Source organism: Leifsonia sp., from assembly GCF_051955155.1.
GTDB lineage: Bacteria > Actinomycetota > Actinomycetes > Actinomycetales > Microbacteriaceae > Leifsonia.
Genome location: NZ_JBQCGZ010000176.1, coordinates 1 through 22,872 on the forward strand (window position 1 = coordinate 1; position 22,872 = coordinate 22,872).

The 22,872-nt window shown below is 70.1% G+C and carries 23 protein-coding genes and 1 pseudogene; 5 read left to right on the forward strand and 19 right to left on the reverse strand.

Features of this window, described 5'->3' with window-relative positions:
• The 10 genes and pseudogenes from ACTHMF_RS18865 to ACTHMF_RS18910 form a co-directional block, all read right to left on the reverse strand.
• Positions 1–854: pseudogene (locus ACTHMF_RS18865) on the reverse strand (F0F1 ATP synthase subunit beta); the annotation flags it as partial.
• Between the two features lie 25 nt (positions 855–879).
• Positions 880–1,779, reverse strand: a complete 900-nt coding sequence (locus ACTHMF_RS18870; protein ID WP_440319731.1) for a F0F1 ATP synthase subunit gamma — start codon at positions 1,777–1,779, stop codon at positions 880–882.
• Between the two features lie 29 nt (positions 1,780–1,808).
• On the reverse strand, positions 1,809–3,446 hold the full coding sequence (gene atpA, locus ACTHMF_RS18875) for a F0F1 ATP synthase subunit alpha (protein WP_440319733.1): 1,638 nt from the start codon (positions 3,444–3,446) through the stop codon (positions 1,809–1,811).
• A gap of 24 nt (positions 3,447–3,470) precedes the next feature.
• Positions 3,471–4,262 (reverse strand): F0F1 ATP synthase subunit delta, encoded by a 792-nt coding sequence (locus ACTHMF_RS18880; protein ID WP_440319735.1) that lies wholly within the window; start codon positions 4,260–4,262, stop codon positions 3,471–3,473.
• Positions 4,262–4,819 carry a F0F1 ATP synthase subunit B gene (locus ACTHMF_RS18885; protein ID WP_440319737.1) on the reverse strand — a complete coding sequence of 186 codons (558 nt, stop codon included), beginning with the start codon at positions 4,817–4,819 and terminating at the stop codon, positions 4,262–4,264. Before ACTHMF_RS18885 ends, ACTHMF_RS18880 begins: the two co-directional genes overlap by 1 nt.
• A gap of 32 nt (positions 4,820–4,851) precedes the next feature.
• Positions 4,852–5,076 carry an ATP synthase F0 subunit C gene (atpE, locus tag ACTHMF_RS18890; protein ID WP_314148194.1) on the reverse strand — a complete coding sequence of 75 codons (225 nt, stop codon included), beginning with the start codon at positions 5,074–5,076 and terminating at the stop codon, positions 4,852–4,854.
• Positions 5,077–5,127: 51 nt separating this feature from the next.
• Positions 5,128–5,928, reverse strand: a complete 801-nt coding sequence (atpB, locus tag ACTHMF_RS18895) for a F0F1 ATP synthase subunit A (protein ID WP_440319739.1) — start codon at positions 5,926–5,928, stop codon at positions 5,128–5,130.
• Positions 5,929–6,100: 172 nt separating this feature from the next.
• On the reverse strand, positions 6,101–6,601 hold the full coding sequence (locus ACTHMF_RS18900) for a hypothetical protein (protein WP_314148192.1): 501 nt from the start codon (positions 6,599–6,601) through the stop codon (positions 6,101–6,103).
• A complete protein-coding gene (locus ACTHMF_RS18905; protein ID WP_440319742.1) occupies positions 6,598–7,851 on the reverse strand; it encodes an MraY family glycosyltransferase in 1,254 nt (417 codons plus the stop codon). Before ACTHMF_RS18905 ends, ACTHMF_RS18900 begins: the two co-directional genes overlap by 4 nt.
• Before the next feature lie 3 nt (positions 7,852–7,854).
• Positions 7,855–8,568 carry an L-threonylcarbamoyladenylate synthase gene (locus ACTHMF_RS18910; RefSeq protein WP_314148189.1) on the reverse strand — a complete coding sequence of 238 codons (714 nt, stop codon included), beginning with the start codon at positions 8,566–8,568 and terminating at the stop codon, positions 7,855–7,857.
• Between the two features lie 65 nt (positions 8,569–8,633).
• On the opposite strand from ACTHMF_RS18910, the gene ACTHMF_RS18915 reads away from it, so the two are divergent.
• Positions 8,634–9,266, forward strand: coding sequence for an HAD family hydrolase (locus ACTHMF_RS18915; RefSeq protein ID WP_440319744.1), 633 nt, complete (start codon positions 8,634–8,636; stop codon positions 9,264–9,266).
• Complete coding sequence (locus tag ACTHMF_RS18920) at positions 9,263–9,883, forward strand: HAD-IA family hydrolase (RefSeq protein ID WP_440319746.1); 621 nt, start codon at positions 9,263–9,265, stop codon at positions 9,881–9,883. Before ACTHMF_RS18915 ends, ACTHMF_RS18920 begins: the two co-directional genes overlap by 4 nt.
• A 21-nt stretch (positions 9,884–9,904) precedes the next feature.
• Here the strand turns inward: ACTHMF_RS18920 and ACTHMF_RS18925 are convergent, their stop codons facing one another.
• Positions 9,905–10,702: an ABC transporter permease gene (locus ACTHMF_RS18925; protein ID WP_440319748.1), complete on the reverse strand. Its 798-nt coding sequence runs from the start codon at positions 10,700–10,702 to the stop codon at positions 9,905–9,907.
• Positions 10,699–11,619, reverse strand: coding sequence for an ATP-binding cassette domain-containing protein (locus ACTHMF_RS18930; protein ID WP_440319750.1), 921 nt, complete (start codon positions 11,617–11,619; stop codon positions 10,699–10,701). The genes ACTHMF_RS18925 and ACTHMF_RS18930 overlap by 4 nt, the downstream gene beginning before the upstream one ends.
• Before the next feature lie 110 nt (positions 11,620–11,729).
• Here ACTHMF_RS18930 and ACTHMF_RS18935 point away from each other — a divergent pair, with 110 nt between their 5' ends.
• Positions 11,730–12,653 (forward strand): TetR/AcrR family transcriptional regulator, encoded by a 924-nt coding sequence (locus ACTHMF_RS18935; protein ID WP_440319752.1) that lies wholly within the window; start codon positions 11,730–11,732, stop codon positions 12,651–12,653.
• A 90-nt stretch (positions 12,654–12,743) separates the two neighbouring features.
• On the opposite strand, the gene prmC is transcribed toward ACTHMF_RS18935, so the two are convergent.
• On the reverse strand, positions 12,744–13,616 hold the full coding sequence (gene prmC, locus ACTHMF_RS18940) for a peptide chain release factor N(5)-glutamine methyltransferase (RefSeq protein ID WP_314149925.1): 873 nt from the start codon (positions 13,614–13,616) through the stop codon (positions 12,744–12,746).
• Positions 13,617–13,678: 62 nt separating this feature from the next.
• Here prmC and cysK point away from each other — a divergent pair, with 62 nt between their 5' ends.
• Entirely contained in the window at positions 13,679–14,617 is a 939-nt protein-coding gene (gene cysK / locus ACTHMF_RS18945; protein WP_440319754.1) for a cysteine synthase A, read from the forward strand.
• A gap of 5 nt (positions 14,618–14,622) precedes the next feature.
• Positions 14,623–15,192, forward strand: coding sequence for a serine O-acetyltransferase EpsC (gene epsC / locus ACTHMF_RS18950; RefSeq protein ID WP_314149923.1), 570 nt, complete (start codon positions 14,623–14,625; stop codon positions 15,190–15,192).
• Between the two features lie 25 nt (positions 15,193–15,217).
• On the opposite strand, the gene prfA is transcribed toward epsC, so the two are convergent.
• From prfA to ACTHMF_RS18980, 6 genes are all read right to left on the reverse strand, one after another.
• The gene (prfA, locus tag ACTHMF_RS18955; protein ID WP_440319756.1) at positions 15,218–16,294 is read right to left on the reverse strand and encodes a peptide chain release factor 1; all 1,077 of its coding nucleotides are present in this window, start codon (positions 16,292–16,294) and stop codon (positions 15,218–15,220) included.
• An 88-nt stretch (positions 16,295–16,382) separates the two neighbouring features.
• Positions 16,383–18,488 (reverse strand): transcription termination factor Rho, encoded by a 2,106-nt coding sequence (gene rho / locus ACTHMF_RS18960; protein WP_440319757.1) that lies wholly within the window; start codon positions 18,486–18,488, stop codon positions 16,383–16,385.
• 259 nt (positions 18,489–18,747) lie between these two features.
• A complete protein-coding gene (gene thrB, locus ACTHMF_RS18965) occupies positions 18,748–19,710 on the reverse strand; it encodes a homoserine kinase (RefSeq protein WP_440319759.1) in 963 nt (320 codons plus the stop codon).
• Entirely contained in the window at positions 19,707–20,813 is a 1,107-nt protein-coding gene (thrC, locus tag ACTHMF_RS18970) for a threonine synthase (protein WP_440319761.1), read from the reverse strand. The genes thrB and thrC overlap by 4 nt, the downstream gene beginning before the upstream one ends.
• Entirely contained in the window at positions 20,813–22,186 is a 1,374-nt protein-coding gene (locus tag ACTHMF_RS18975) for a homoserine dehydrogenase (RefSeq protein ID WP_440319763.1), read from the reverse strand. Before ACTHMF_RS18975 ends, thrC begins: the two co-directional genes overlap by 1 nt.
• Positions 22,183–22,872 (reverse strand): diaminopimelate decarboxylase family protein (locus ACTHMF_RS18980; protein ID WP_440319765.1); only part of this gene is annotated, 690 nt, incomplete at its 5' end. The genes ACTHMF_RS18980 and ACTHMF_RS18975, both read right to left, overlap by 4 nt.

The window sequence follows — 22,872 nt, forward strand, 5'->3', positions numbered from 1 at the left end:
GGCATGCGGCCGAGCAGCGTCGACACCTCGGAGCCGGCCTGCGTGAAGCGGAAGATGTTGTCGATGAAGAGCAGCACGTCCTGCTTCTGCACGTCGCGGAAGTACTCCGCCATCGTCAGAGCGGACAGGGCGACGCGCAGACGCGTCCCCGGCGGCTCGTCCATCTGGCCGAAGACGAGCGCGGTCTTGTCGAAGACGCCCGCCTCCTCCATCTCGTGGATGAGGTCGTTGCCCTCACGCGTGCGCTCGCCGACACCGGCGAACACCGACACACCACCGTGGTCCTGCGCGACGCGCTGGATCATCTCCTGGATGAGGACCGTCTTGCCGACGCCCGCACCACCGAAGAGGCCGATCTTGCCACCCTGGACGTACGGGGTGAGCAGGTCGATGACCTTGATGCCGGTCTCGAACAGCTGGGTCTTGGACTCGAGCTGGTCGAACGACGGCGGCTGGCGGTGGATCGGCCAGCGCTCGGTGATCTCGATCTTCTCGCCCGGCTCGGCGTTGAGCACGTCGCCGGTCACGTTGAAGACCTTGCCCTTGGTCACGTCGCCGACGGGCACCGAGATCGGAGCGCCGGTGTCCCGGACCTCGCCGCCGCGGACCAGGCCGTCGGTCGGCTTCAGGGCGATGGCGCGGACCAGGTCGTCACCGAGGTGCTGTGCGACCTCGAGCGTGATCTCGGTCGACTGCTCGCCGATGGTGATGGTGGTCTTGAGGGCGTTGTAGATGCCCGGGATCGAGTCGTGCGGGAACTCGATGTCGACGACCGGACCGGTGACGCGGGCGATGCGTCCCACGCCGGCCGGCTGCGCGGTCGAAGCCTGGGCTTCGGCGGTAGCGGTAGTCATGATTCTTATCTCTCTCGTTAGGACGTCATTTGGCCGAGCTCAGCGCGTCCGCGCCGCCCACGATCTCGGAGATCTGCTGGGTGATCTCCGCCTGTCGTGCGTTGTTCGCCAGTCGCGTGTAGTCGGTGATGAGCTTGTCGGCGTTGTCGCTTGCCGCCTTCATCGCCTTCTGGGTGGCCGCGTGCTTGGACGCGGCGGACTGCAGCATGGCGTTGAAGATGCGGCTCTCGATGTAGACCGGGAGCAGCGAGTCGAGCACCGTGCCGACGTCCGGCTCGAACTCGTACAGCGGCAGGACCTGCGTGCGGTCCGGCTCCTCGACGCCCTCGACGACCTCCAGCGGCAGCAGGCGGATGACCTGCGGCTCCTGGGTCAGCATGCTCACGAAGCGGTGGTAGATGATGTGGATCTCGTCGACGCCGCCGTCGGACGCGTCCCGCAGGAACGACTCCAGGATCGCGTCGGCGACCTCCTTGGCCTGCTCGAACTCGGGGTTGTCCGTGTTGCCCGTCCACACCCGCTCGAACGCGCGGCGGCGGAAGCTGAAGTAGCCCTGCGCCTTGCGCCCGATCAGGAAGTAGACGACCTCCTTGCCCTGGCTGCGCAGCAGCTCGGCGAGCTTCTCCGACTCCTTCAGCACGTTCGAGTTGAACGCGCCGGCAAGACCGCGGTCCGAGGAGAAGATGACGATCGCTGCGCGCTCGATCTTCTCCGGCTCCGTGGTGAGGACGTGGTCAACGTTCGAGTAGGTCGCCACCGCCGACACCGCGCGCGTGATCGCGCGGGCGTACGGCGAGGAGGCGGCCACGCGAGCCTGCGCCTTCTGGATGCGTGAGGCGGAGATCAGCTCCATGGCACGGGTGATCTTCTTGGTCGTCTGGGCAGATCTGATCTTCTGCCGGTAGACCCGAAGCTGTGCTCCCATGTGTCTTCCTCAGTACCTTCTCTAGCGCCTCAGCGCTTCGCCTTGACGATGCGCTCCTGGTCGACGTCCTCTTCGGCGATGGCCTCGAACTCTTCGCGCCCGACCGAGGCGAGCGGCTTGCCCTCACCGGTCTGGAACTCGAGCTTGAATGCGTCCACCTCGGCGGAGAGCTTCTCCACCGTGTCGTCGTCGAGCACGTTCGTGTCGCGCAGCGTGGTGAGGATGTCGGTGTTGCGGCGCAGGTGGTCCAGCAGCTCCGACTCGAAGCGCAGGATGTCCTCGACGGCGACCTCGTCCAGCTTGCCGTTGGTGCCGGCCCAGATCGAGACGACCTGCTCCTCCACCGGGAACGGCGAGTACTGCGGCTGCTTGAGCAGCTCGGTCAGGCGCGCACCACGGGCCAGCTGGCGACGGCTGGCCGCGTCGAGGTCGGACGCGAACATCGCGAACGCCTCGAGCGAGCGGTACTGCGCCAGCTCCAGCTTGAGCGTGCCGGAGACCTTCTTGATCGACTTGACCTGAGCGTCGCCGCCGACTCGGGAGACCGAGATGCCGACATCCACGGCGGGACGCTGGTTGGCGTTGAAGAGGTCGGACTGCAGGAAGATCTGGCCGTCGGTGATCGAGATCACGTTGGTCGGGATGTACGCGGAGACATCGTTCGCCTTGGTCTCGATGATCGGCAGACCGGTCATCGAACCGGCGCCGAGCTCGTCGGAGAGCTTGGCGCAACGCTCCAGCAGGCGCGAGTGCAGGTAGAACACGTCACCCGGGTAGGCCTCGCGTCCCGGCGGACGACGCAGCAGCAGCGACACGGCGCGGTAGGCCTCCGCCTGCTTCGACAGGTCGTCGAAGATGATCAGCACGTGCTTGCCGCCGTACATCCAGTGCTGGCCGATCGCCGAGCCGGTGTAGGGGGCGAGGTACTTGAAGCCGGCCGGGTCCGAGGCGGGGGCGGCGACGATGGTGGTGTACTCCATCGCACCGGCATCCTCCAGCGCGCCCTTCACCGAGGCGATCGTCGAGCCCTTCTGGCCGACGGCGACGTAGATGCAGCGGACCTGCTTGTTCACATCGCCCGACTCCCAGTTGGCCTTCTGGTTGATGATCGTGTCGATCGCGATGGCCGTCTTGCCGGTCTGGCGGTCGCCGATGATCAGCTGGCGCTGGCCGCGGCCGACGGGGATCATGGCGTCGATCGCCTTGATGCCGGTCTGCAGCGGCTCGTGCACCGACTTGCGCTGCATGACGCCCGGCGCCTGCAGCTCGAGCTCGCGGCGGCCCTCGGAAGCGATCTCGCCGAGACCGTCGATCGGGTTGCCGAGCGGGTCGACGACACGACCCAGGTAGCCGTCGCCGACCGGGACGGAGAGGACCTCGCCGGTGCGGGTCACCTCCATACCCTCGACGATGTCGTCGAACTCACCGAGGACGACAACGCCGACCTCGTTCTCATCCAGGTTCTGCGCCAGGCCCAGCGTGCCGTCCGCGAAGCGGATCAGCTCGTTCGCCATCACGCCGGGGAGGCCCTCGACGTGCGCGATGCCGTCGGAGGCGTCGAGGACGTGTCCGACCTCGGTGGTCGAGGCCTGAGCCGGCTCGTACTTCGAGACGAAGTCCTTAAGCGCGTCCCGGATCTCATCGGGGCTGATCGAAATGTCTGCCATCGTTTGTTCCCTAAGTTGGGGCGGTCAGCCCGCCAGCTGAAGTCGGAGTTCGGTGAGGCGCGACGCGACGCTGCCGTCGATGACGTCGTCGCCGATCTGCACGCGCAGTCCACCGAGGATCGCCGGGTCGACGACCTGATTGAGCTTGAGGTCGCCGTACTTCGCGGCGAGGCTCGCACGCAGGCGCTCCGCCTGCGCCTCGGGCAGCGGCGACGCCGTGACGACCGTGGCGATCCTCTGCCCGTACTGGGCGGCCACGATGCGGGCGGCGGCGCGCAGCGACTCGCGGATGCTGCGGCCGCGCGGCTGCAGCACGAGCTGACGCACGATCGCCGTCGTCTGCTCCGACGCCTTACCCGCGAGCAGGCGCTCGACCAGCTCGGCCTTGGCGGCCGGGTCGGCGAGCTTGCTGCGCAGAGCGAGCTCGAGCTGCGCGTCGGAGGTCACGGCGCCTCCGAACGCGAACAGCTCTGCCGGGATGTCGACGTTGCGCGGAGCGGACGCGGCGATGGCACGGATGGCGAGCTCCTCGATCGCGGCCAGGACGTCGTCCTGCCCGGACCAGCGCTCGCCGGCGACGACGCCGAGGAGCTCGACCGCGGGTGCCGAGAGCGAGCCGAACACGCGCTGCACGAGCGCGGCCTTGCCCGCCTGGTCGGCCGAGGGGTCGCTGAGGACCGCTCGGAGCTGGGCTGAGTCTGCGACGACTCGTCCTGCGGCGAACAGGTCTTCAGCCGTCGCCAGATCTGCCTTGGCTCCGAGGCCGGCGAGAGCCGAGACGGACCGGGCCAGTGCTTCTCTGGTGGCGCTTCCCATTAGTTGGTCGTCCCTGCCTTCTCGCCGGCTTCCAGGTCGGCCAGGAACCGGTCGACGATCGCCTGGGCCTTCTTGTCCTCGGTGAGGACCTCGCCGACCACGCCGGAGGCGAGGTCGATCGCGAGCGAGCCGACCTCGCTGCGCAGCGAAACGAGCGCGGTCTGGCGCTCGGCCTCGATCTGGGCCTGGGCGTTCGCGGTCACGCGAGCGGCCTCCACCGTGGCGTTGTCCTTCGCCTCGGCGACGATCTTCGCGCCGTCGGTGCGAGCCTGCTCGCGGATGCGGCCGGCCTCGGCACGCGCGTCGGCGAGCTGGGCGGTGTACTCCTCCAGCAGCGCCTCTGCCTTGTGCTGAGCCTCGTCGGCCTTCGCGATGTTGCCCTCGATCGCCTCGGCACGCTGATCCAGCATCTTCTGCATGCGCGGGAGCGCGTAGATCCAGAAGAAGATCAGGATGACGACGAAGCAGATCAGCGACCCGACGATGTCATACCACTGCGGGATGAGCGGGTTGATCGTCTCGCCCTCCGTAGCGGCGCGGATCACACCGTTGATCATCGTTCCTCCTTACAGAGTGATAAAGAGGTGAATCAGCCCTGGAAGATGAAGTAGGTGGCGATACCGATGAACGCGAGCGCCTCGGTGAACGCGATACCGATCCACATCAGGACCTGGAGACGGCCGGCCAGCTCGGGCTGGCGGGCGACGCCCTCGATGGTCTTGCCGACGACGATGCCCACGCCGATGGCCGGGCCGATGGCGGCGAGGCCGTAACCGACGGTGGCGATGTTGCCGGAGATAGCAGCGATGTCCACGTTATGTGTTTCCTTCCGTGATGGCGGTCCGTGCGGTTGCGCGGACCGTTCTTAGTGTTCCTCGGCGACTGCGAGCTGGATGTAGACAGCCGTGAGCAGTGCGAAGACGTAGGCCTGGAGGACAGCCACCAGGATCTCGAACAGGGTGAAGATGAAGCCGAACCCGAGCGCTCCGATGCCGAGGACGATCCAGCCCTGGCCGAGCGCGAAGGTGAAGAAGACGGAGGCACTGAAGAAGAGCACCAGCAGCATGTGGCCGACGATCATGTTCATCATGAGTCGGAGGGTCAGCGTGACCGGACGCAGGATGAACGTCGAGATGAACTCGATCGGCGTGACGATGATGTAGATCGCCTTGGGGACGCCGGCGGGGAACAGCGCGTTCCGGAAGAAGCCCTTGGGGCTCTTCTTCACACCCGCGTAGATGAAGGTGATGTACGCCACGACCGCGAGCACGAGCGGAACCCCGATGACCGAGGTGCCCGCGATGTTCAGGAACGGGATGATTCCCGTCAGGTTCATGAACAGCACCATGAAGAAGATCGTGGTGAGGATCGGCAGGAAGCGCCGGCCGTCCTTGCGGCCGAGCAGGTCCTCCGCGATGTTCACGCGGACGAGGTCGAGGCCCATCTCGACGAGCGACTGGAATCGGCCGGGGACGACCTTCATCCGGCGCGTGCCGAGCCAGAAGACCAGCAGCAGGGCGATGACGGCGATGAACCGGACCAGCATGATCCGGTTGACCTCGAAGCCGCCGATGGAAAAGATGGCCGGTGGGAAGAACTCATCGATCGACGGGCCGTGGAAGGTAGCTCCATCATCGGAGCTTGCGGCCTGGACCAGCAGGTTCACAGCGTTAGCTAACAGCGCTATCTCCTGTTTCGGGGCGTCGAGCTGAGAGCTCTCGCGACGGCGAACGGTGGACACCCGCGCTCGCGCGCCAGGTGGTGCATGGGCGCGTACGGGTGGGGGATCACGGATAACTCTACAAGAGTTTTCAGCGGGTAACGAATCGATATACGCCTCAGCGCTTATCCCCCGGAAGCGTCGCATCGCTGACATACGGGATGCGCGAGCGGAGGACGACGATCATGTCGACCACGAGCGAGCCGATGACCCCCGCGATCAGGCTGAGGAACAGCACGACGGGGTTGATCCAGGGCTGATCCTTGAGCACGATCGCCAGCACGATGAACAGCACGAACTTGACGATCCAGCCGCCGAGGACGATGCCGAAGAACAGCCCGACGAAGAGGTCGGAGCCGATGAACCGGTTGGCGATCAGGATGCTGAGCGCCGTGATCCCGAGGAAGACGGCCGCGATCAGCGTCCCGATGAGCGCGCTCGTCACGCCGACCCAGCCGGCGAAGATGCCGCCGAGGACCATGCCGACGATGGCGATCCCTCCGGCGAGGAACAGGCCGTACTTCAGGGCGTCGCGCAGGACGGGGGTGGAGCTGGGCTGCTTCGGCGCCGGCGGCTGATCCGGCCGCGGGGCGGAAGCGCCGTCCTGGTGGTCGGTCATGCGGTCTCCTTGCTGGTGGTGGGGTCTTCTGGCACGGCGGGGACGTGGACCCGCTCGCTGGCGGCGTCGAGCTGGTCGAAGCGCGCGGTCTCCTCCGCCTCCTTCGTGCCGGCGGGAGCCAGCTCGGCGGCGGCCTCGGTGGCCTTCCTGCGACTGAGCGGGGCGAGCGTGAGCGCTGTACAGACGACGAGCCCGATCGCGACGAAGACGATCGCCATCCAGTACGGGTCGAAGAAGAACAACAGGCTGCCGATCGACAGCACGGCGGTCCACGCGTAGAAGATCAGAACCGCATGCAGGTGCGAGTGGCCCATGTCCAGCAGCCGGTGGTGCAGGTGCTTCCTGTCCGCGCTGAACGGCGACTTGCCGGCCCTCAGCCGCCGGATGACGGCGAGGCCGAAATCGAGCAGCGGCACGACGAGCACGGCGAACGGCAGGATGATCGGGATGAAGGCGGGCACCAGCGACGACTTCCCGAGCGTCTGCAGCTCCTCCGGGTTGATCGTCCCGGTGACCGAGATGGCCGACGTCGCCATCAGCAGCCCGATCAGCAGGGCGCCGGCGTCGCCCATGAACATCTTTGCCGGATGCCAGTTGAGCGGCAGGAAGCCGGCGCAGGCGCCGACCAGGATCGCGGCGATGACGCCGGCGAGGCTGAAGTAGTTCTGCGGGCTGATCTCGCGTTGCAGAAGGTACGTGTAGATGAGGAACGTGCCGTTCGCGATCAGCGCGACACCGGCGACCAGGCCGTCCAGGCCGTCGATGAAGTTGATCGCGTTCATCACGAGGACGATCGCGAACAGCGTGATGACGATGCTCATCACGGGCGAGCCGACCGTCAGACCGCCGATCGGCAGCGAGTAGATCTGGACGCCGAACCAGGCGACGAGGCCGGCGGCGACGAACTGGCCGGCGAGCTTGGTCATCCAGTCCAGGTCCCAGATGTCGTCGGCGACGCCGATCACCACGATCAGCAGCGAGGCGCCGAGGATGGCGAGGATCGGACCGGTGTCGGAGAAGATCAGGGTCAGCACGCCGAACTGGCTGGAGAGCAGCCAGGAGACGGCGAACGCCACCAGGATGCCGAGGAACATCGCCACTCCCCCGAGCCGCGGCGTCGGCCGGGTGTGCACGTCGCGCGCACGGATCTTGGGGTACAGCTTGTAGCGCATCGCGAACTTGTAGACCACGAAGGACATCCCGAACGTGATCACGGCCGAGATGAGCGCGAGGGCGAGGAGGAGGGTCACGGCTCAGGCGTCCGAGGGGGTCTCGGCCTGTTCCGGGTCGGCGAGCGCGTCGCCGACGACCTCGCGCAGCTGGTCCGCGGAGATGACGCCGTGGCGCAGGATGCGCAGCTTTCCGGAACCGGAGGCGAGGGCGGTCGCGTCCACGATCGTCGAGGAGGAGTCCTTGCCCTCCACGCGCTCGTAGCCGGTGCCCGCCTCTCCCCCGTCGAGGTAGACCGAGATCGAGTCGCCGAGCATCCCCTCCGCCTCCGCAGCGGTGCGGGCGGCCGGGTGTCCGGTGAGGTTGGCGGAGGAGACCGCGAGCGGGCCGGTCTCCGAGAGCAGTTCGAGGGCGATCCTGTCCTGCGGCATACGCAGGGCGACGGTGCCGCGGGTCTCGCCGAGGTCCCAGACCAGCGACGGCGCCGCGGGCAGGACGATGGTCAGGCCGCCCGGCCAGAACGCCTGCACCAGCGCGTCCACCTCAGCGGGGACGTGCTCGGCGAGCGCCGCCAGCGTGGGGATGCCGGGGACGAGGACGGGAGGCGGCGACTGGCGACCGCGGCCCTTCGCGTCGAGCAGCCGCTGCACGGCGGCGGGGCTGAACGCGTCGGCGGCGACCCCGTAGACCGTGTCCGTTGGGATGACGACGAGCTCGCCGCGGCCGATCGCCGCGCGGGCGAGACGCATGCCGGTGAGGAGATCGGATTCGACGGAGCAGTCGTAGATGGTTGCCATGACGCACCCATGATAGTTGAGGCGGCACAGGGTTCCCTGACGGCGCGGGGACGATACTGGAGGCGATGGACGTCTACTTCTTCGACTGCGACAAGACCCTCTACGACTACGACTTCCACAAGCGGCTGCCGAAGCTCGCCGAGCTCGGCGGTGTCAGCCAGTACCGGCTCGCCTCGACCTGGTGGGCGGGCGGCCACGAGCGCGCGGCCGAGATCGGCGAGTACGCGACGAGCGAGGAGTACCTGGCGGCGTTCGCCGAGGTGACCGGCGCGCGGCTGACGCTGGAGCAGTGGCAGGAGGCGCGCAAGGCGGCCATGACGCCCATCCCCGGGTCGATCGCGGCGCTGGAGGAGGCGGCGAGCCTCGGCACCGTCTCGCTGCTGTCGAACAACCCGATCCCGTTCAAGGACTCGCTGCCGGTGCTCACGCCGGAGATCGTGGGCACCCTGCGCGACAACGACCTGGTGTCGGCGGTGCTCGGCGCGCGGAAGCCGGAGCGCCGCATCTACACCCGCGCGCTCGGCCGGTTCGGCGTCCGGCCGGAGGAGGCCATCCTGTTCGACGACTCGCTCGCCAACGTCGAGGGCGCACGGGCGGCGGGAATGCACGCGCACCACTTCACCCGGACCGAGGACGGCGGCTTCGACACGGACGCGATGCTGGAGGCCATCCACGCGTTCGCGGAGCGCGAGAGGTGAGCGCCGGCCTGTTCGTGTTCGACATGGACAACGTGCTCTACGACTACGACTGGCGGCGCAGGACGGCCGCGATGGCCGAGCTGACCGGGCTCAGCCCGCAGCAGCTGCGCGAGCGCTGGTGGAACCTCGACGGCGAGGGCGCCGCGGAGGCCGGCGCCTACCCGACGGGCGAGGAGTACCTGGACGCCCTGTCCACCGCGCTGGGCGTGCGCGTGAGCGAGGAGGACTTCCTGCGCATCCGCGGCGAGGCGATGACGCCCTGGCCGGTCTCGCTCGCCGCCGTCCGCCTGGCAGCCGAGGCGGGCACCGCGACGCTGCTGACGAACAACGGCCCGCTGGTGGCGCGCGAACTGCCGAGGCTGGCCCCGGAGCTCGCGACCATCCTGCCGCGCGAGCAGCTGTGCGCGTCGTCGGACTACGGGGCCCGCAAACCCGATCCGGCCGTGTTCGAGCGCGTCCTGGAACGGTTCGGCGTCCCCGCCGATGACGTCTTCTTCGCCGACGACCTGCCGGAGAACGTGGCGGCGGCGGCCTCGCTCGGCATCCGCGTGCACCTCTTCGAGACGCCGGACGGCCTGCTCGACGCGGTCGAGCAGGCCGTCGCGGTGCGCGCCTGAGCCGGGTCGGCGCCGGCCGGGTCAGCGGCGGCCGGACCTGCGGCGGAAGGACCAGGCGGCCCACGCCCAGGCGGCCGCGATGATCAGCGCGCACCAGCCGAGCGCCCACCACAGGTCGCTGCCGGGGTCCTTCGAGAACAGGAAGGCACGGATCGTCTCGATGATCGGCGTGATCGGCTGGTTCTCCGCCACCCACTGCAGCCAGTCCGGCATCGTGTCGGTCGGCACGAACGCGCTGGAGAGGTAGGGCAGGAAGAGCAGCGCGAACCCGTAGCCGCTCGCGGCGGCCGGCGTGGAGGCGACGAGGCCGATCGCCGCGAACAGCCAGGTGATCGCGAGGATGAACAGCGCGACGATGCCGAGCGCGCCGAGCCACTCCGCGACGTTCGCGGTCGGCCGGAAGCCGAGCGCCAGCGCGACCGCGATCACCACACCTGTCGCCAGCAGGTTGCGGACCAGGCTCGCAACCACGTGCCCGGTGATCACCCCGTTCGCGCGGATCGGCATGGTGCGGAAGCGGTCGACGATGCCGTTGCTCATGTCCTCCGCGACGTCGACCGCCGTGCTGGAGGCGCCGAAGCCCGCGCACAGCAGGATGATGCCGGGGACGACGTAGTCCACGTAGCCGCCCTCCGCATCCAGAGCGCCGCCGAACACGAACGTGAACAGGAGCATCAGCATCACCGGCAGCACGATGGCCATGGTGAGCGCCTCGACGTTTCGCACCGAGTGCGTGAGGCTGCGGCGGATGAACACCGCGGTCGAGGTGAGCGCGCCGGCGGGAGCCGGAGCGGTCGTGGGGACGGCGATGGCGGTCATCGGACGGCCTCCTTCTGGATCGATGCGGACGGTGCGGACGGTGCGGGGGCGCTGTCCCCGGTGAGCGCGAGGAAGACGTCGTCCATCGACGGCTTGCGGATCGCGATCGACGCGCCGGGGACGCCGAGCGCGTCCAGGCCGTCGATCGCGTCGCGCAGGGCGTCGACGGACCCGTCGGTCGGGACCTCGCGGACGAGCTCGTCGCGCGCATTCCGCAGCTCGACCACCTCTCCCCCGACCCGCGACTTGAGCTCGGCCGCCGTCCCCTCGGCGACGATCGTGCCGTGGTCGAGCACGGCGATCCTGTCGGCGAGCTGGTCGGCCTCCTCCAGGTACTGCGTGGTCAGCAGGATCGTGGTGCCGCCGGCGGCGAGCTCGCGGATGATCGCCCAGAGGGTCTGCCTGCTGCGGGTGTCGAGACCCGTCGTCGGCTCGTCCAGGAAGATGACGGGCGGGGTGGAGACCAGGCTGAGCGCCAGGTCGAGCCGCCGCCGCATCCCGCCGGAGAAGGTCTTCACGCGCTTACGCGCGGCGTCGCGCAGGTCGAACCGGTCGAGGAGCTCGCGCGTCCTGGCCTTCGCCCGCGCAGGCGGGTAGCCGGCGAGGCGCGCCATCATCCGCAGGTTCTCCTCTGCGGTGAGCACCTCGTCCACCGCTGCGGACTGGCCGGTGACGCTGATGGAGCGCTTGACGCCCTCCCTGTCGTGCCGCACGTCGTGACCGCAGACGACGGCCGTGCCGCCGTCCGCCTCGACGAGCGTGGCGAGGATGGTGATGAACGTGGTCTTGCCCGCGCCGTTCGGGCCGAGCAGCGCGAACACGCTGCCCCGCTCGACGCGCAGGTCGACGCCGTCGAGGACCGTCTGGGAGCCGAACGACTTCCTCAGCCCCGCGACCTCGATTGCCGCTGCCGTCATGGTGGTTCCTTTCCGTGTATGTCGCAAACTGTTTATGACGTATACGCTGTGTTTAAGTGATACACAGTTCTAGGATGGGTGTCAACAACCGAACCGGGAAAGGCGACGCAATGGCCGACGACGTCGAGGAGGCGCTCCCCCGCGCCGTCGCGCTGAGCTGGGGCGTCGCGGAGCGGCCGCAGCGCGGCCCCAAGCGCGAGCTGAGCATCGAGCGCATCATCGAGACCGCGATCGAGATCGCCGACACCGACGGCCTCGCGGCCGTCTCGATGAGCAGGATCGCGAGCGACCTCGGCTTCACGACGATGTCCCTGTACCGCTACGTGACGAGCAAGGACGATGTGCTCGCGCTCATGCAGGACGCGGTCTGCGAGGTGCCGATCCCGGCGGAGGGCGACGACGGCGACGACTGGCGCGACGGGCTGCGGCGCTGGGCGATGACCACCATCGAGGTGATCCAGGCGCACCCCTGGTTCCCCGACATCCCGATCTCGGGCATCCCGCTGATGCCGAACAACCTGGCCGTGCTCGACTGGGGGCTGCGGGTGATGCGCGGGCTTCCGCTCACCGACGCCGAGAAGATGTCGACGGCGCTGCTGCTCTCCTCCTACGCGCGTGCGGTCGGCGTCGTGGAGCGCGACGTGAGCCGCTCGCGCGGCAGCGAGACGCCGCCTCAGAACGGCGAGGCGTTCACGGCGGCGCTGGCCGAGCTGGTCACACCGGAGCGCTTCCCCGACCTGGCGCCGCTGGTCGCCTCCGGCGCCTACGCGGACGCGGACGGCGCCGACGAGCAGGACGACTTCGCGTTCGGTCTCGAGCGCATCCTGGACGGGATCGAACGGTACGTATCGGCGCGCGCCGCGGGCGAGCCGGTCACCGCGTTCGAGGAACGGCCGGAGCCTCTCCCCTCCGACAAGGCCGTTCGCGAGGCGGCCAAAGCGCGCCGCGAGGCGGAGAAGGCGCTCCGCGAGGCGCGCAAGCGCGAGCGCGAGACCATCGCCCGCGCCCGCGAGCGCGCCGCCCGCGCCCGCTGACCCGGCCCCGGCAACGGCCGAGTACGCAGAAAGTGGCCCCGAAACGGCCGAGTACGCGGATTATCTGCGTACTCGGCCGGTGGGGAGGAGTCAGCGGAGGGCGGTGGTGGCGCGGTCGCGCGTGGTGAGGTCGCGGTGGGTGGCGGCGGCGCGCCAGCCGTCCGCGGTGAGGATGGCGCGGATGTCGGCGCCCTGGAGCTCGCCGTGCTCGAGGACGAGCGTGCCGCCCGGGTGGAGCAGGCGCTGGGCCACGCGCGAGATCACACGCACGACGTCCAGACCGTCCTCGCCGCCGTAGAGCGCGGCCGCCGGGTCGAACAGCCGCACCTCCGGGTCGCGCGGCACCGCGGCGGCCGGGACGTACGGCGGGTTCGAGATCACGACGTCCACCGTCCCGTCGAGCTCGGGGAACGCGTCCGCGAGGTCGGCGAACGCGCCGCTGATGTTGTCGCCACCGAGCGCCTCGATGTTGCGCCGGGTCCAGACGAACGCCTCGCGCGAGTTCTCGACCGCATAGACCCTCGCGTGCGGCACCTCGGTCGCCATCGCCAGCGCGATCGCGCCGCTCCCGGTGCCGAGGTCGACCGCGACGGGCCGATCGGACGGGACGGCGCGCAGCGCGTCGATGGCGAACTGGACGACCTGCTCGGTCTCCGGGCGCGGCACGAACACGCCGGGGCCGACAGCGAGCTCCAGCGAGCGGAACGGCGCGACGCCCGTGATGTGCTGCAGCGGCTCGCGGGCGGCCCGGCGGGCGGCGAGCTCGCGCACGCGGGCGGCATCGTCCTCGGCGGCGGCGGCGTCCATCACGACCAGCGCCTGGACCCGGCCGCGCGCGACGCCGAGCACGTGACCGATCAGCAGCTCCGCATCCACCTCGGGATCGGGGACGCCCGCTGCGGCGAGCCGGGCGACGGTCTCCTCGCGGAGCGAGCGGACGGAAAGAGGGGCAGGTTCGGTCATGGCCCGACGAGCTTACCGTCACACGCGCCACGCCCCTGGCCCGCGCGGTTAGAGTTGGACCCATGCCAGCACAGGTTTACGAGAACATCACCGAGGTCGTCGGCCGCACTCCGCTCGTCAAGCTCAACCGGCTCCCCGCCGACACCGGCGCGACGGTGCTGGCGAAGCTGGAGTTCTACAACCCGGCAGGAAGCGTCAAGGACCGCATCGGCGTCTCCATCGTCGACGCCGCCGAGAAGGCGGGCGCGCTGCGCCCCGGCGGGACGATCGTGGAGGGCACGAGCGGCAACACCGGCATCGCCCTGGCGATGGTCGGCGCGGCCCGCGGCTACCGGGTCATCCTGACCATGCCGGAGACGATGAGCAAGGAGCGCCGCGTGCTGCTGCGCGCGTTCGGCGCCGAGATCGTCCTCACCCCCGGTGCGGACGGTATGCGCGGGGCCGTCGAGAAGGCGAAGGAGATCGTCGCGACGACCGAGAACGCCATCTGGGCGCAGCAGTTCGCCAACGAGGCCAACCCCGCCGCGCACCGCGCCACCACCGCCGAGGAGATCTGGGCCGACACCGACGGCGGCGTCGACGTGTTCGTGGCCGGCATCGGCACGGGCGGCACCATCACGGGCGTCGGCCAGGTGCTCAAGGAGCGCAAGCCCGAGGTGAAGGTGATCGCCGTCGAGCCGCTCGACTCCCCCATCCTCAACGGCGGCAAGCCCGGCCCGCACAAGATCCAGGGCATCGGCGCGAACTTCGTCCCCGAGATCCTGGACACCACGGTGTACGACGAGGTCGTCGACGTGTCGTTCGAGGACGCGATCGAGACGGCGAAGCGGCTGGCGAGCGAGGAGGGCATCCTCGCCGGGATCTCCTCCGGCGCGATCGTCTGGGCGGCCCTGCAGCTCGCGGCGCGGCCGGAGAACGCGGGCAAGACGATCGTCGCGGTCGTCTGCGACACCGGTGAGCGCTACATCTCGACGGCGCTCTGGGCCGACCTGCTGGACTGAGCGCCGTGCCGATCTTCCGGGCGCGGGAGGACATCCGGAACGCGCGCAGGCACGACCCCGCCGCCCGCGGTTCCTTCGAGGTCGCCGCGGCGTATTCGGGGCTGCATGCGGTGTGGGCGTACCGGGTGGCGCACCGGCTCTGGCGGTCCGGGTTCCGGATGCCGGCGCGGTTCCTCTCGCAGTTCGCGCGGTTCCTGACCGGGATCGAGATCCATCCCGGCGCGCGGATCGGCCGCCGGTTCTTCATCGACCACGGGATGGGCGTCGTCATCGGCGAGACCACGTGGATCGGCGACGACGTGATGCTGTACCACGGCGTCACCCTCGGCGGCCGCGGCAGCGGGCACGGCAAGCGGCATCCGACCATCCACGACGGGGTGACGGTCGGCGCGGGCGCAAAGGTGCTGGGCGCGATCACGATCGGCACGCGAACGGTGATCGGCGCGAACGCCGTCGTCGTGCACGACGCTCCCCCGGACTCGGTGCTGACCGGCGTCCCCGCGCGTGCCCGCCCGCGCTCCGGCCACGAGCAGATCGCCGGAGACGACTACCTCGACCCCGCCCTCTACATCTAGCGGCCGCCGGGCGCTCGGAGCGGGGTCAGTCGGTGGCGAGGTCGGCCAGGCGGGCCTCTTCGTCGGCGAGGATGTTGGACTCGATGACGGGGTCCAGCGCGCCGTTCATGACCGCATCCAGGTTGTAGGCCTTGTAGCCGGTGCGGTGGTCCGCGATCCGGTTCTCGGGGAAGTTGTAGGTGCGGATGCGCTCCGAGCGGTCCATCGTGCGGATCTGGCCCTTGCGGAACTCGGCCGCCTCGGCGTCCGCCTCCTCCTGCTGCTTGGCGCGCAGGCGCGCCCGGAGCACGCGCATCGCCGCCTCGCGGTTCTGCAGCTGGCTCTTCTCGTTCTGCATCGAGACGACGATGCCGGTCGGCAGGTGCGTGATGCGCACGGCGGAGTCGGTGGTGTTGACCGACTGGCCGCCGGGGCCGGAGGAGCGGAAGACGTCGATCTTGAGGTCGTTCGGGTTGATGTCGACCTCCTCCGGCTCGTCCACCTCGGGGAAGACGAGCACGCCGGCGGCGGAGGTGTGGATGCGACCCTGCGACTCGGTCGCGGGCACGCGCTGCACGCGGTGCACGCCGCCCTCGTACTTCAGGTGCGCCCAGACGCCCTCCGCCGGGTCGCTGGATGAGCCCTTGAACGCCACCTGGACGTCCTTGATGCCGCCGAGGTCGCTCGAGGTCTGCTCGATGATCTCGGCCTTCCAGCGCTTGGAGTCGGCGTAGTGCAGGTACATCCGCAGCAGGTCGCCCGCGAACAGCGCCGACTCCGCGCCGCCCTCGCCCATCTTGATCTCCATGATCACGTCGCGGCTGTCGTTGGGGTCGCGCGGGATGAGGAGACGGCGCAGCTTCTCGCCCGACTCCTCCAGCGCCTGCTCGAGCCCGGGGATCTCCTCGGCGAACGCGTCGTCCTCGGCCGCGAGCTCGCGTGCGGCGTCCAGGTCGTCGGACAGCTGCTTCCACTCGTTGTAGGCCGCGACGATGCGCGAGAGCTCGGCGTAGCGGCGGTTCACCTTCTTGGAGCGGACCGGGTCGCTGTGCAGCTCCGGGTCGGAGAGCTGCTGCTGGAGGTCGTCGTGCTCGGCGAGGAGGCCGCTGACCGACTCGAACATGCGTGTCTTCTTTCGTGGGATGTGTCCGGAAACGTCGAAAGTGCCCGCCCGGCGCGCACGATGGCGCGCCGGACGGGCACTTCGTCAGCTAGCGGTGGTCGTTCTCGTGGCCGTGCGAGTGCGCGGTGCCGTGGCCGTTGCCCGGCTGCGGCATCGACTTCTGCACCTGCATCAGGAACTCGACATTGCTCGAGGTCTCCTTCAGCCGACCGAGGACGATCTCCAGGGCCTGCTGCTGGTCCAGCCCGGCGAGGGCTCGGCGCAGCTTCCAGGTGATCTTCACCTCGTCCTGGCCCATCAGCATCTCCTCGCGGCGGGTGCCGGAGGCGTTGACGTCGACGGCGGGGAAGATGCGCTTGTCGGCCAGCTGGCGCGACAGGCGGAGCTCCATGTTGCCGGTGCCCTTGAACTCCTCGAAGATCACCTCGTCCATCTTCGAGCCGGTCTCGACGAGAGCCGACGCGAGGATGGTGAGCGAGCCGCCGTGCTCGATGTTGCGGGCGGCGCCGAAGAAGCGCTTCGGCGGGTACAGCGCGGAGGCGTCGACACCGCCGGAGAGGATCCGGCCGGACGCGGGAGCCGTGAGGTTGTACGCACGGCCGAGGCGGGTGATCGAATCGAGCAGCACGACGACGTCGTGGCCGAGCTCGACCAGGCGCTTGGCGCGCTCGATCGCGAGCTCCGCGACGGTGGTGTGGTCCTCTGCCGGACGGTCGAAGGTCGAGGCGATGACCTCGCCCTTCACCGTGCGCTGCATGTCGGTGACCTCCTCGGGACGCTCGTCCACCAGGACGACCATGAGGTGCACCTCGGGGTTGTTCGTGGTGATCGCGTTGGCGATCTGCTGCATCACGATGGTCTTGCCGGCCTTCGGCGGCGCGACGATGAGACCGCGCTGGCCCTTGCCGATCGGGGCGACCAGGTCGATGATCCGCTGGGTGACCTTGGTGGGCTCGGTCTCCAGGCGCAGGCGGTCCTGCGGGTAGAGCGGGGTCAGCTTGCCGAACTCGACGCGGTTCGCCGCCTCCTCGACCGTCTGGCCGTTGATGGAGTCGACCTTCACCAGCGCGTTGTACTTCTGGCGGCTGTTGTTCTCGCCATCGCGCGGCTGGCGGATGGCGCCGACCACGGCGTCGCCCTTGCGCAGGTTGTACTTCTTCACCTGGCCGAGCGAGACGTAGACGTCGCTGGCGCCGGGCAGGTACCCGGTGGTGCGCACGAACGCGTAGTTGTCGAGCACGTCCAGGATGCCGGCGACGGGCAGCAGCACGTCATCGTCCGTCAGCTCCGGCTCGATGTCGTCGCCGGGGCCGCCGCGACGCTTGCGGTTGCGGTCGCGGTAGCGGCCGGAGCGCTCGCCCTCCGCCTCGCGGTTCTGCTGGTTCTGCTGGCCGCCGCGGTTCGGCTGGCCGCCCTTGTCGCCGTCGCCGCCCTGCTGGAGGTCCTTCGGCTGGTTCTGGCCGCCCTGCTGACCGTTCTGGTTCTGGTCGGCGTTCTGGCCGTTGTTCTTGTTGCGGTTGCGGTTGCGCCGGCTGCGGCCGCCGCCCTGCTGGTCGCCGCCCTGCTGGTCGCCGCCCTGCTCGCCCTTGGGCTGCTCGGCGTTCTGCTCGCCCTGCTGGGCGGCGTCGGCGGTCTGCTCCGCGGTCTCGGCCTCGCCCTGCTGGCCGTTCTGGTTGCCGCGGCCGCGACGGCGACGGCCGCCCTGGCCCTCGCGCTGCGCCTCGCGGGAGGCGAGCGCGGAGTCGAGCAGCGCATCCACGTCCGGGATGAGCGACTCGACGCCGGTCTCGCCGGTGTTGACGTGGGTGCCGGCACCGATGCTGGTGCCGTCCGGGCTGCTGGCACGGCGCGGGCCGCGACGGCGCTGGTCGGCGTTCGGCGCCTGCTCGGCGGCCGGAGCCTGCTCTGCCGCGGCTTGCTCGGCGGCCGGAGCCTCCGCGGGCGCGGCCGGCTCGGCGATGAGCGGCTCGATGAGCACCTGCGACGCGGCGGTCGCGTGGTCCGCGGCCGGCGCCTCCGTCTGCTCGCCCGCTGCGGCACGGGCCGCGGCGATCGCCGCGACCAGCTCGCCCTTGCGGAGCTTGCTCGCGCCCTGAAGACCAAGCTGGGCGGCGAGAGCCTGCAGCTCCGCCACCTTGAGCGAGGTCAGGTCGCTGGTGTCCACGCCCCCGGCGTGGAGTTCGACATCAGTCACTGAAGAGGATTCCTTTCCCCCGACGCGCGCTCTGCGCGCCGCTGTGGAGCATCGTCACCTGAAGCCTGCCTTGACGCGCTGCGTTCTGATCCGCGCTACGTTGCGACCCGGGCAGCCGGAGGCACCGGCCGTCGAAAGATCACAGGCAGGAGTGACGGCATGATTGCTAAGAGATCACCCGGAAGCTGGATTCGCTCGTGACGCGGGTTCTTCACGGGTGCACGCACAGTTTACCACCTCACGGCGGTCGCCGACGTCGCTACGCGGCCGGTGTGTCCGCGTCCTCCGCGGCCAGCTGCGAGACCGTCGCGCCCTTGAAGTCGACCGCGAGCATCAGCGGCTGCCAGGCCGACTGCGCCTCGCGAGCGACCAGCTCCGCGGCCGCGAGCCGCTGGCTCGGGTCGCTGCAGAGCACGAGGATCGAGGGGCCGGCCCCCGACACGACGGCGGCGAAACCGCCCGCGCGCAGCAGCGTGATCAGCCGGTCGGTCTCCGGCATCGCCGAGGCGCGGTAGCTCTGGTGGAGCTTGTCCTCGGTCGCGGCGTGCAGCAGCTCGGGGCTCTGGATGAGAGCCGCGACGAGCAGGGCGGAGCGGGAGACGTTGAACACCGCGTCCTCGTGCGGCACGGACTGCGGCTGCAGGCTGCGCGCGAGCGCGGTGGACATGACGTGCTCCGGCACGAGCACCAGCGGCGAGACGCCGCGGTGCACGATCAGCTTCTTGAAGCGCGGTCCCTCGGGGGTCACCCACGCGATCGTGAGCCCGCCGAACAGCGCGGGCGCCACGTTGTCCGGGTGGCCCTCCATGTCGTTCGCGAGCGCGAGCAGGTCCTGAGCGGTGAACTCGACGACGCCGTCGAGCAGGCCCTTCGCCGCCATGATGCCGGAGACGATCGCGGCGCCGGAGGAGCCCATCCCCCGGCCGTGCGGGATGCTGTTGCGCGCGATCAGGTCGAGGCCGGGCAGGGCGATCCCCACCGAGTCGAACGTGTGCGCGATGGCGCGGACGACCAGGTTGCTCTCGTCCGTCGGCACCTCGCCCTCGCCGACGCCGAGGACCTGGACGGTCGCGCCCGGCTGCTCGCGCACCGAGACCCGCAGCTCGTCGTACTGCGCGAGCGCGAGCCCGAGCGTGTCGAAGCCGGGGCCGAGGTTGGCGCTGGTGGCGGGGACCTTGACCGCGACCGCGCGGCCGCGCAGGTCGACGGTGCGGGAGGTCACGCGCCGGCCTTGGCGTCGGCGGCGAGGCCGAGCACGTCGGCGATGGCCGCGGTGTCGACGGGGACGACCGTCGGCTGCACGTCGGAGCCGTCCGCGGTGCGCAGGGCCCACTGCGGGTCCTTCAGGCCGTGGCCGGTGACGGTGAGCACCACGGTCGCGCCGGCGGGGATGATGCCCGCCTCGGAGCGCTCCAGGAGACCGGCGACGCTGATCGCGGACGCCGGCTCGACGAAGATGCCGACCTCGGCGGAGAGGATGCGGTGCGCCTCCAGGATCTTGGCGTCGTCGATCGCGCCGAAGTAGCCGTCGCTGTCGTCGCGGGCGTTCAGGGCGAGCTCCCACGACGCCGGGTTGCCGATGCGGATGGCGGTGGCGATGGTGTCCGGCTCCTTGACGGCGTGGCCGAGCACGATCGGCGCGCTGCCCGCGGCCTGGAAGCCGAACATCCTGGGCAGCTTCGTGGCCTCGCCGCGCTGCAGCTCCTCTGTGTAGCCGCGGTGGTAGGCGGTGTAGTTGCCCGCGTTCCCGACGGGGACGATGTGGAAGTCCGGGGCGTCGCCGAGCACCTCGACGACCTCGAACGCCGCGGTCTTCTGGCCCTCGATGCGGTCCGGGTTCACCGAGTTCACGAGGTGGACGGGGTAGTTGGTGGCGAGGTCGCGGGCGATGTCGAGACAGTCGTCGAAGTTGCCCTGCACCTGCAGCAGCTGCGCGTTGTGCGCGATCGCCTGGCTCAGCTTGCCCATCGCGATCTTGCCCTCGGGGACCAGGACGACCGCCTGGATGCCCGCGTGCGTGGCGTACGCGGCGGCCGAGGCGGAGGTGTTGCCGGTCGAGGCGCAGATGACGGCCTTGGCGCCGTGCTCGACGGCCTTCGAGATCGCCATCGTCATGCCGCGGTCCTTGAAGGAGCCGGTCGGGTTCATGCCCTCGAACTTGACGTACACGTTCGCGCCCGTGCGTGCGGACAGCGCGGCCGCGGGGATCAGGGGCGTTCCGCCCTCGCCGAGAGTGACGATCGGAGTGGCCTCGGAGATGTTCAGGCGGTCCGCGTACTCGCGGAGGACGCCCCGCCACTGACGACTGTAGGACTTCTCGGGCATTACGATCCTTCGACTCGGAGAACGGAAGAGATGGCGATCACCACATCGCTGGCCGCGAGCGCCTCCACGGTGGCCGCCAGCGCGGCCTCCTCGGCTTCGTGGGTGCCGATCACCAGGGTAGCGGTGGGCGCGCCCGCGCCGTGAATCGGCGCCACACTCTGCAACGGGGACCGCCCGGGGATGACGACGGCACCGGTGCCGGTGGGCACCGACTGCTGCACGTTCTCGACGCTGACGCCGCCGTCGCTCAGGATGCGCGCGACCGTCGCGAGCACGCCGGGCTGGTCGGCGACGTCGAGGGTGATCTGGTAGCGGGTGACGACACGGCCGATGTCGAGCACCGGCAGGTCGGCGTGCGTGGACTCGGCGACGCCGGGGCCGCCGACGACGTGCCTGCGCGCGGCGGAGACCACGTCCCCGAGCACGGCGGAGGCCGTTTCCACGCCGCCGGCGCCCGCGCCGTAGAACATCAGGTCGCCTGCGGCGGCCGCCTGCACGAACACCGCGTTGTGCGCGCCGCGGACGGCGGCGAGCGGGTGCTCACGGTCGATCAGGGCCGGGTAGACGCGGGCCGAGACGCCCTCCTCCCCCGTCTCCGGGTCGGTCATCCGCTCGCAGATCGCCAGCAGCTTGATGACGGAGCCGCCCTCCCGCGCCGCGTCCACCTGCTCCTTGGTCACCGAGGTGATGCCCTCGCGGTAGACGCGGTCGAGCGGGACGGTGGTGTGGAACGCGAGGCTCGCCAGGATGGCGGCCTTCTGCGCCGCGTCGTAGCCGCCGATGTCCGCGGTCGGGTCCGCCTCGGCGTAGCCGCGCTCGGTCGCGGTCGCGAGCGCGTCGGCGAGGGTCTCGCCGGTGGCGTCCATCCTGTCCAGGATGAAGTTGGTCGTGCCGTTGACGATGCCGAGGATGCGGGTGACCTTGTCGCCCGCCAGGCTGTCGCGCAGCGGCCGGATGATCGGGATGGCGCCGGCCACGGCGGCCTCGTAGTAGAGCTGCGCGCCGACCTGCTCCGCCGCCTCGAACAGCTCGGGGCCGTGCGTCGCCAGCAGCGCCTTGTTGGCGGTGATCACGTCCGCGCCCGAGTTCAGCGCCTCCAGCACGTAGCCGCGGGCCGGCTCGACGCCGCCCATCAGCTCGACGACGATGTCCGCGCCCAGGATCAGCGCGCTCGCGTCGGTGGTGAACAGCTCGCGCGGCAGGTCGACGTCGCGCGGCGCGTCGACGTCGCGGACGGCGATGCCGACGAGCTCCAGCTTCGCGCCGACGCGCGAGGCGAACTCGTCCCCCTGCTCCAGCAGCAGGCGCGCCACCTGCGAGCCGACCGACCCGGCGCCCAGCAGGGCCACCCGGAGGTTGCGGTACTCGATCATCCCTTCACTCCTTCGTACGCGGCGTCGCGCGCCAGCAGGTCCTCTTCGGTCTCGCCGCGCACGATCACGCGCGCGCTGCCGTCGCGCACCGCGACGACGGCGGGCCGGCCGATGTAGTTGTAGTTGCTGGCAAGCGACCAGCAGTAGGCGCCGGTGGCCGCGACGGCGAGCAGGTCGCCCGGCGCGACGTCCCCCGGCAGGTAGTCGGCGTCGACGACGATGTCGCCGCTCTCGCAGTGCTTGCCCGCCACCCGGACGAGCGCGGGCTCGGCGTCGGAGACCCGGTTCGCGATGCGGGCGGAGTACTGCGCCTCGTAGAGGGCGGGCCGCGCGTTGTCGCTCATCCCGCCGTCGACGCTCACGTAGCGGCGGACGGCGGTCTCGGCGTCGTCCTGGTACGAGACGAGGACGTCCTTCGTCGTGCCGACGGTGTAGAGGGTCAGCCCGGCGGTGCCGATGATGGAACGGCCCGGCTCGAACGCGACGACAGGGAGCGGGATGCCGAGCTCCTCGCATCCCGCCGCCACGGTCTCGGCGATCCGCTGGGCCAGCTCGCCGATCGGCGCGGGGTCGTCCGCGGCGGTGTACGCGATGCCGAAGCCGCCGCCGAGGTTCAGCTCGGGGACGTCGCCGCCCGCGAGCAGCTCGCGGTGCACCGCGAGCAGGCGGGCGGCGGACTCGGCGAA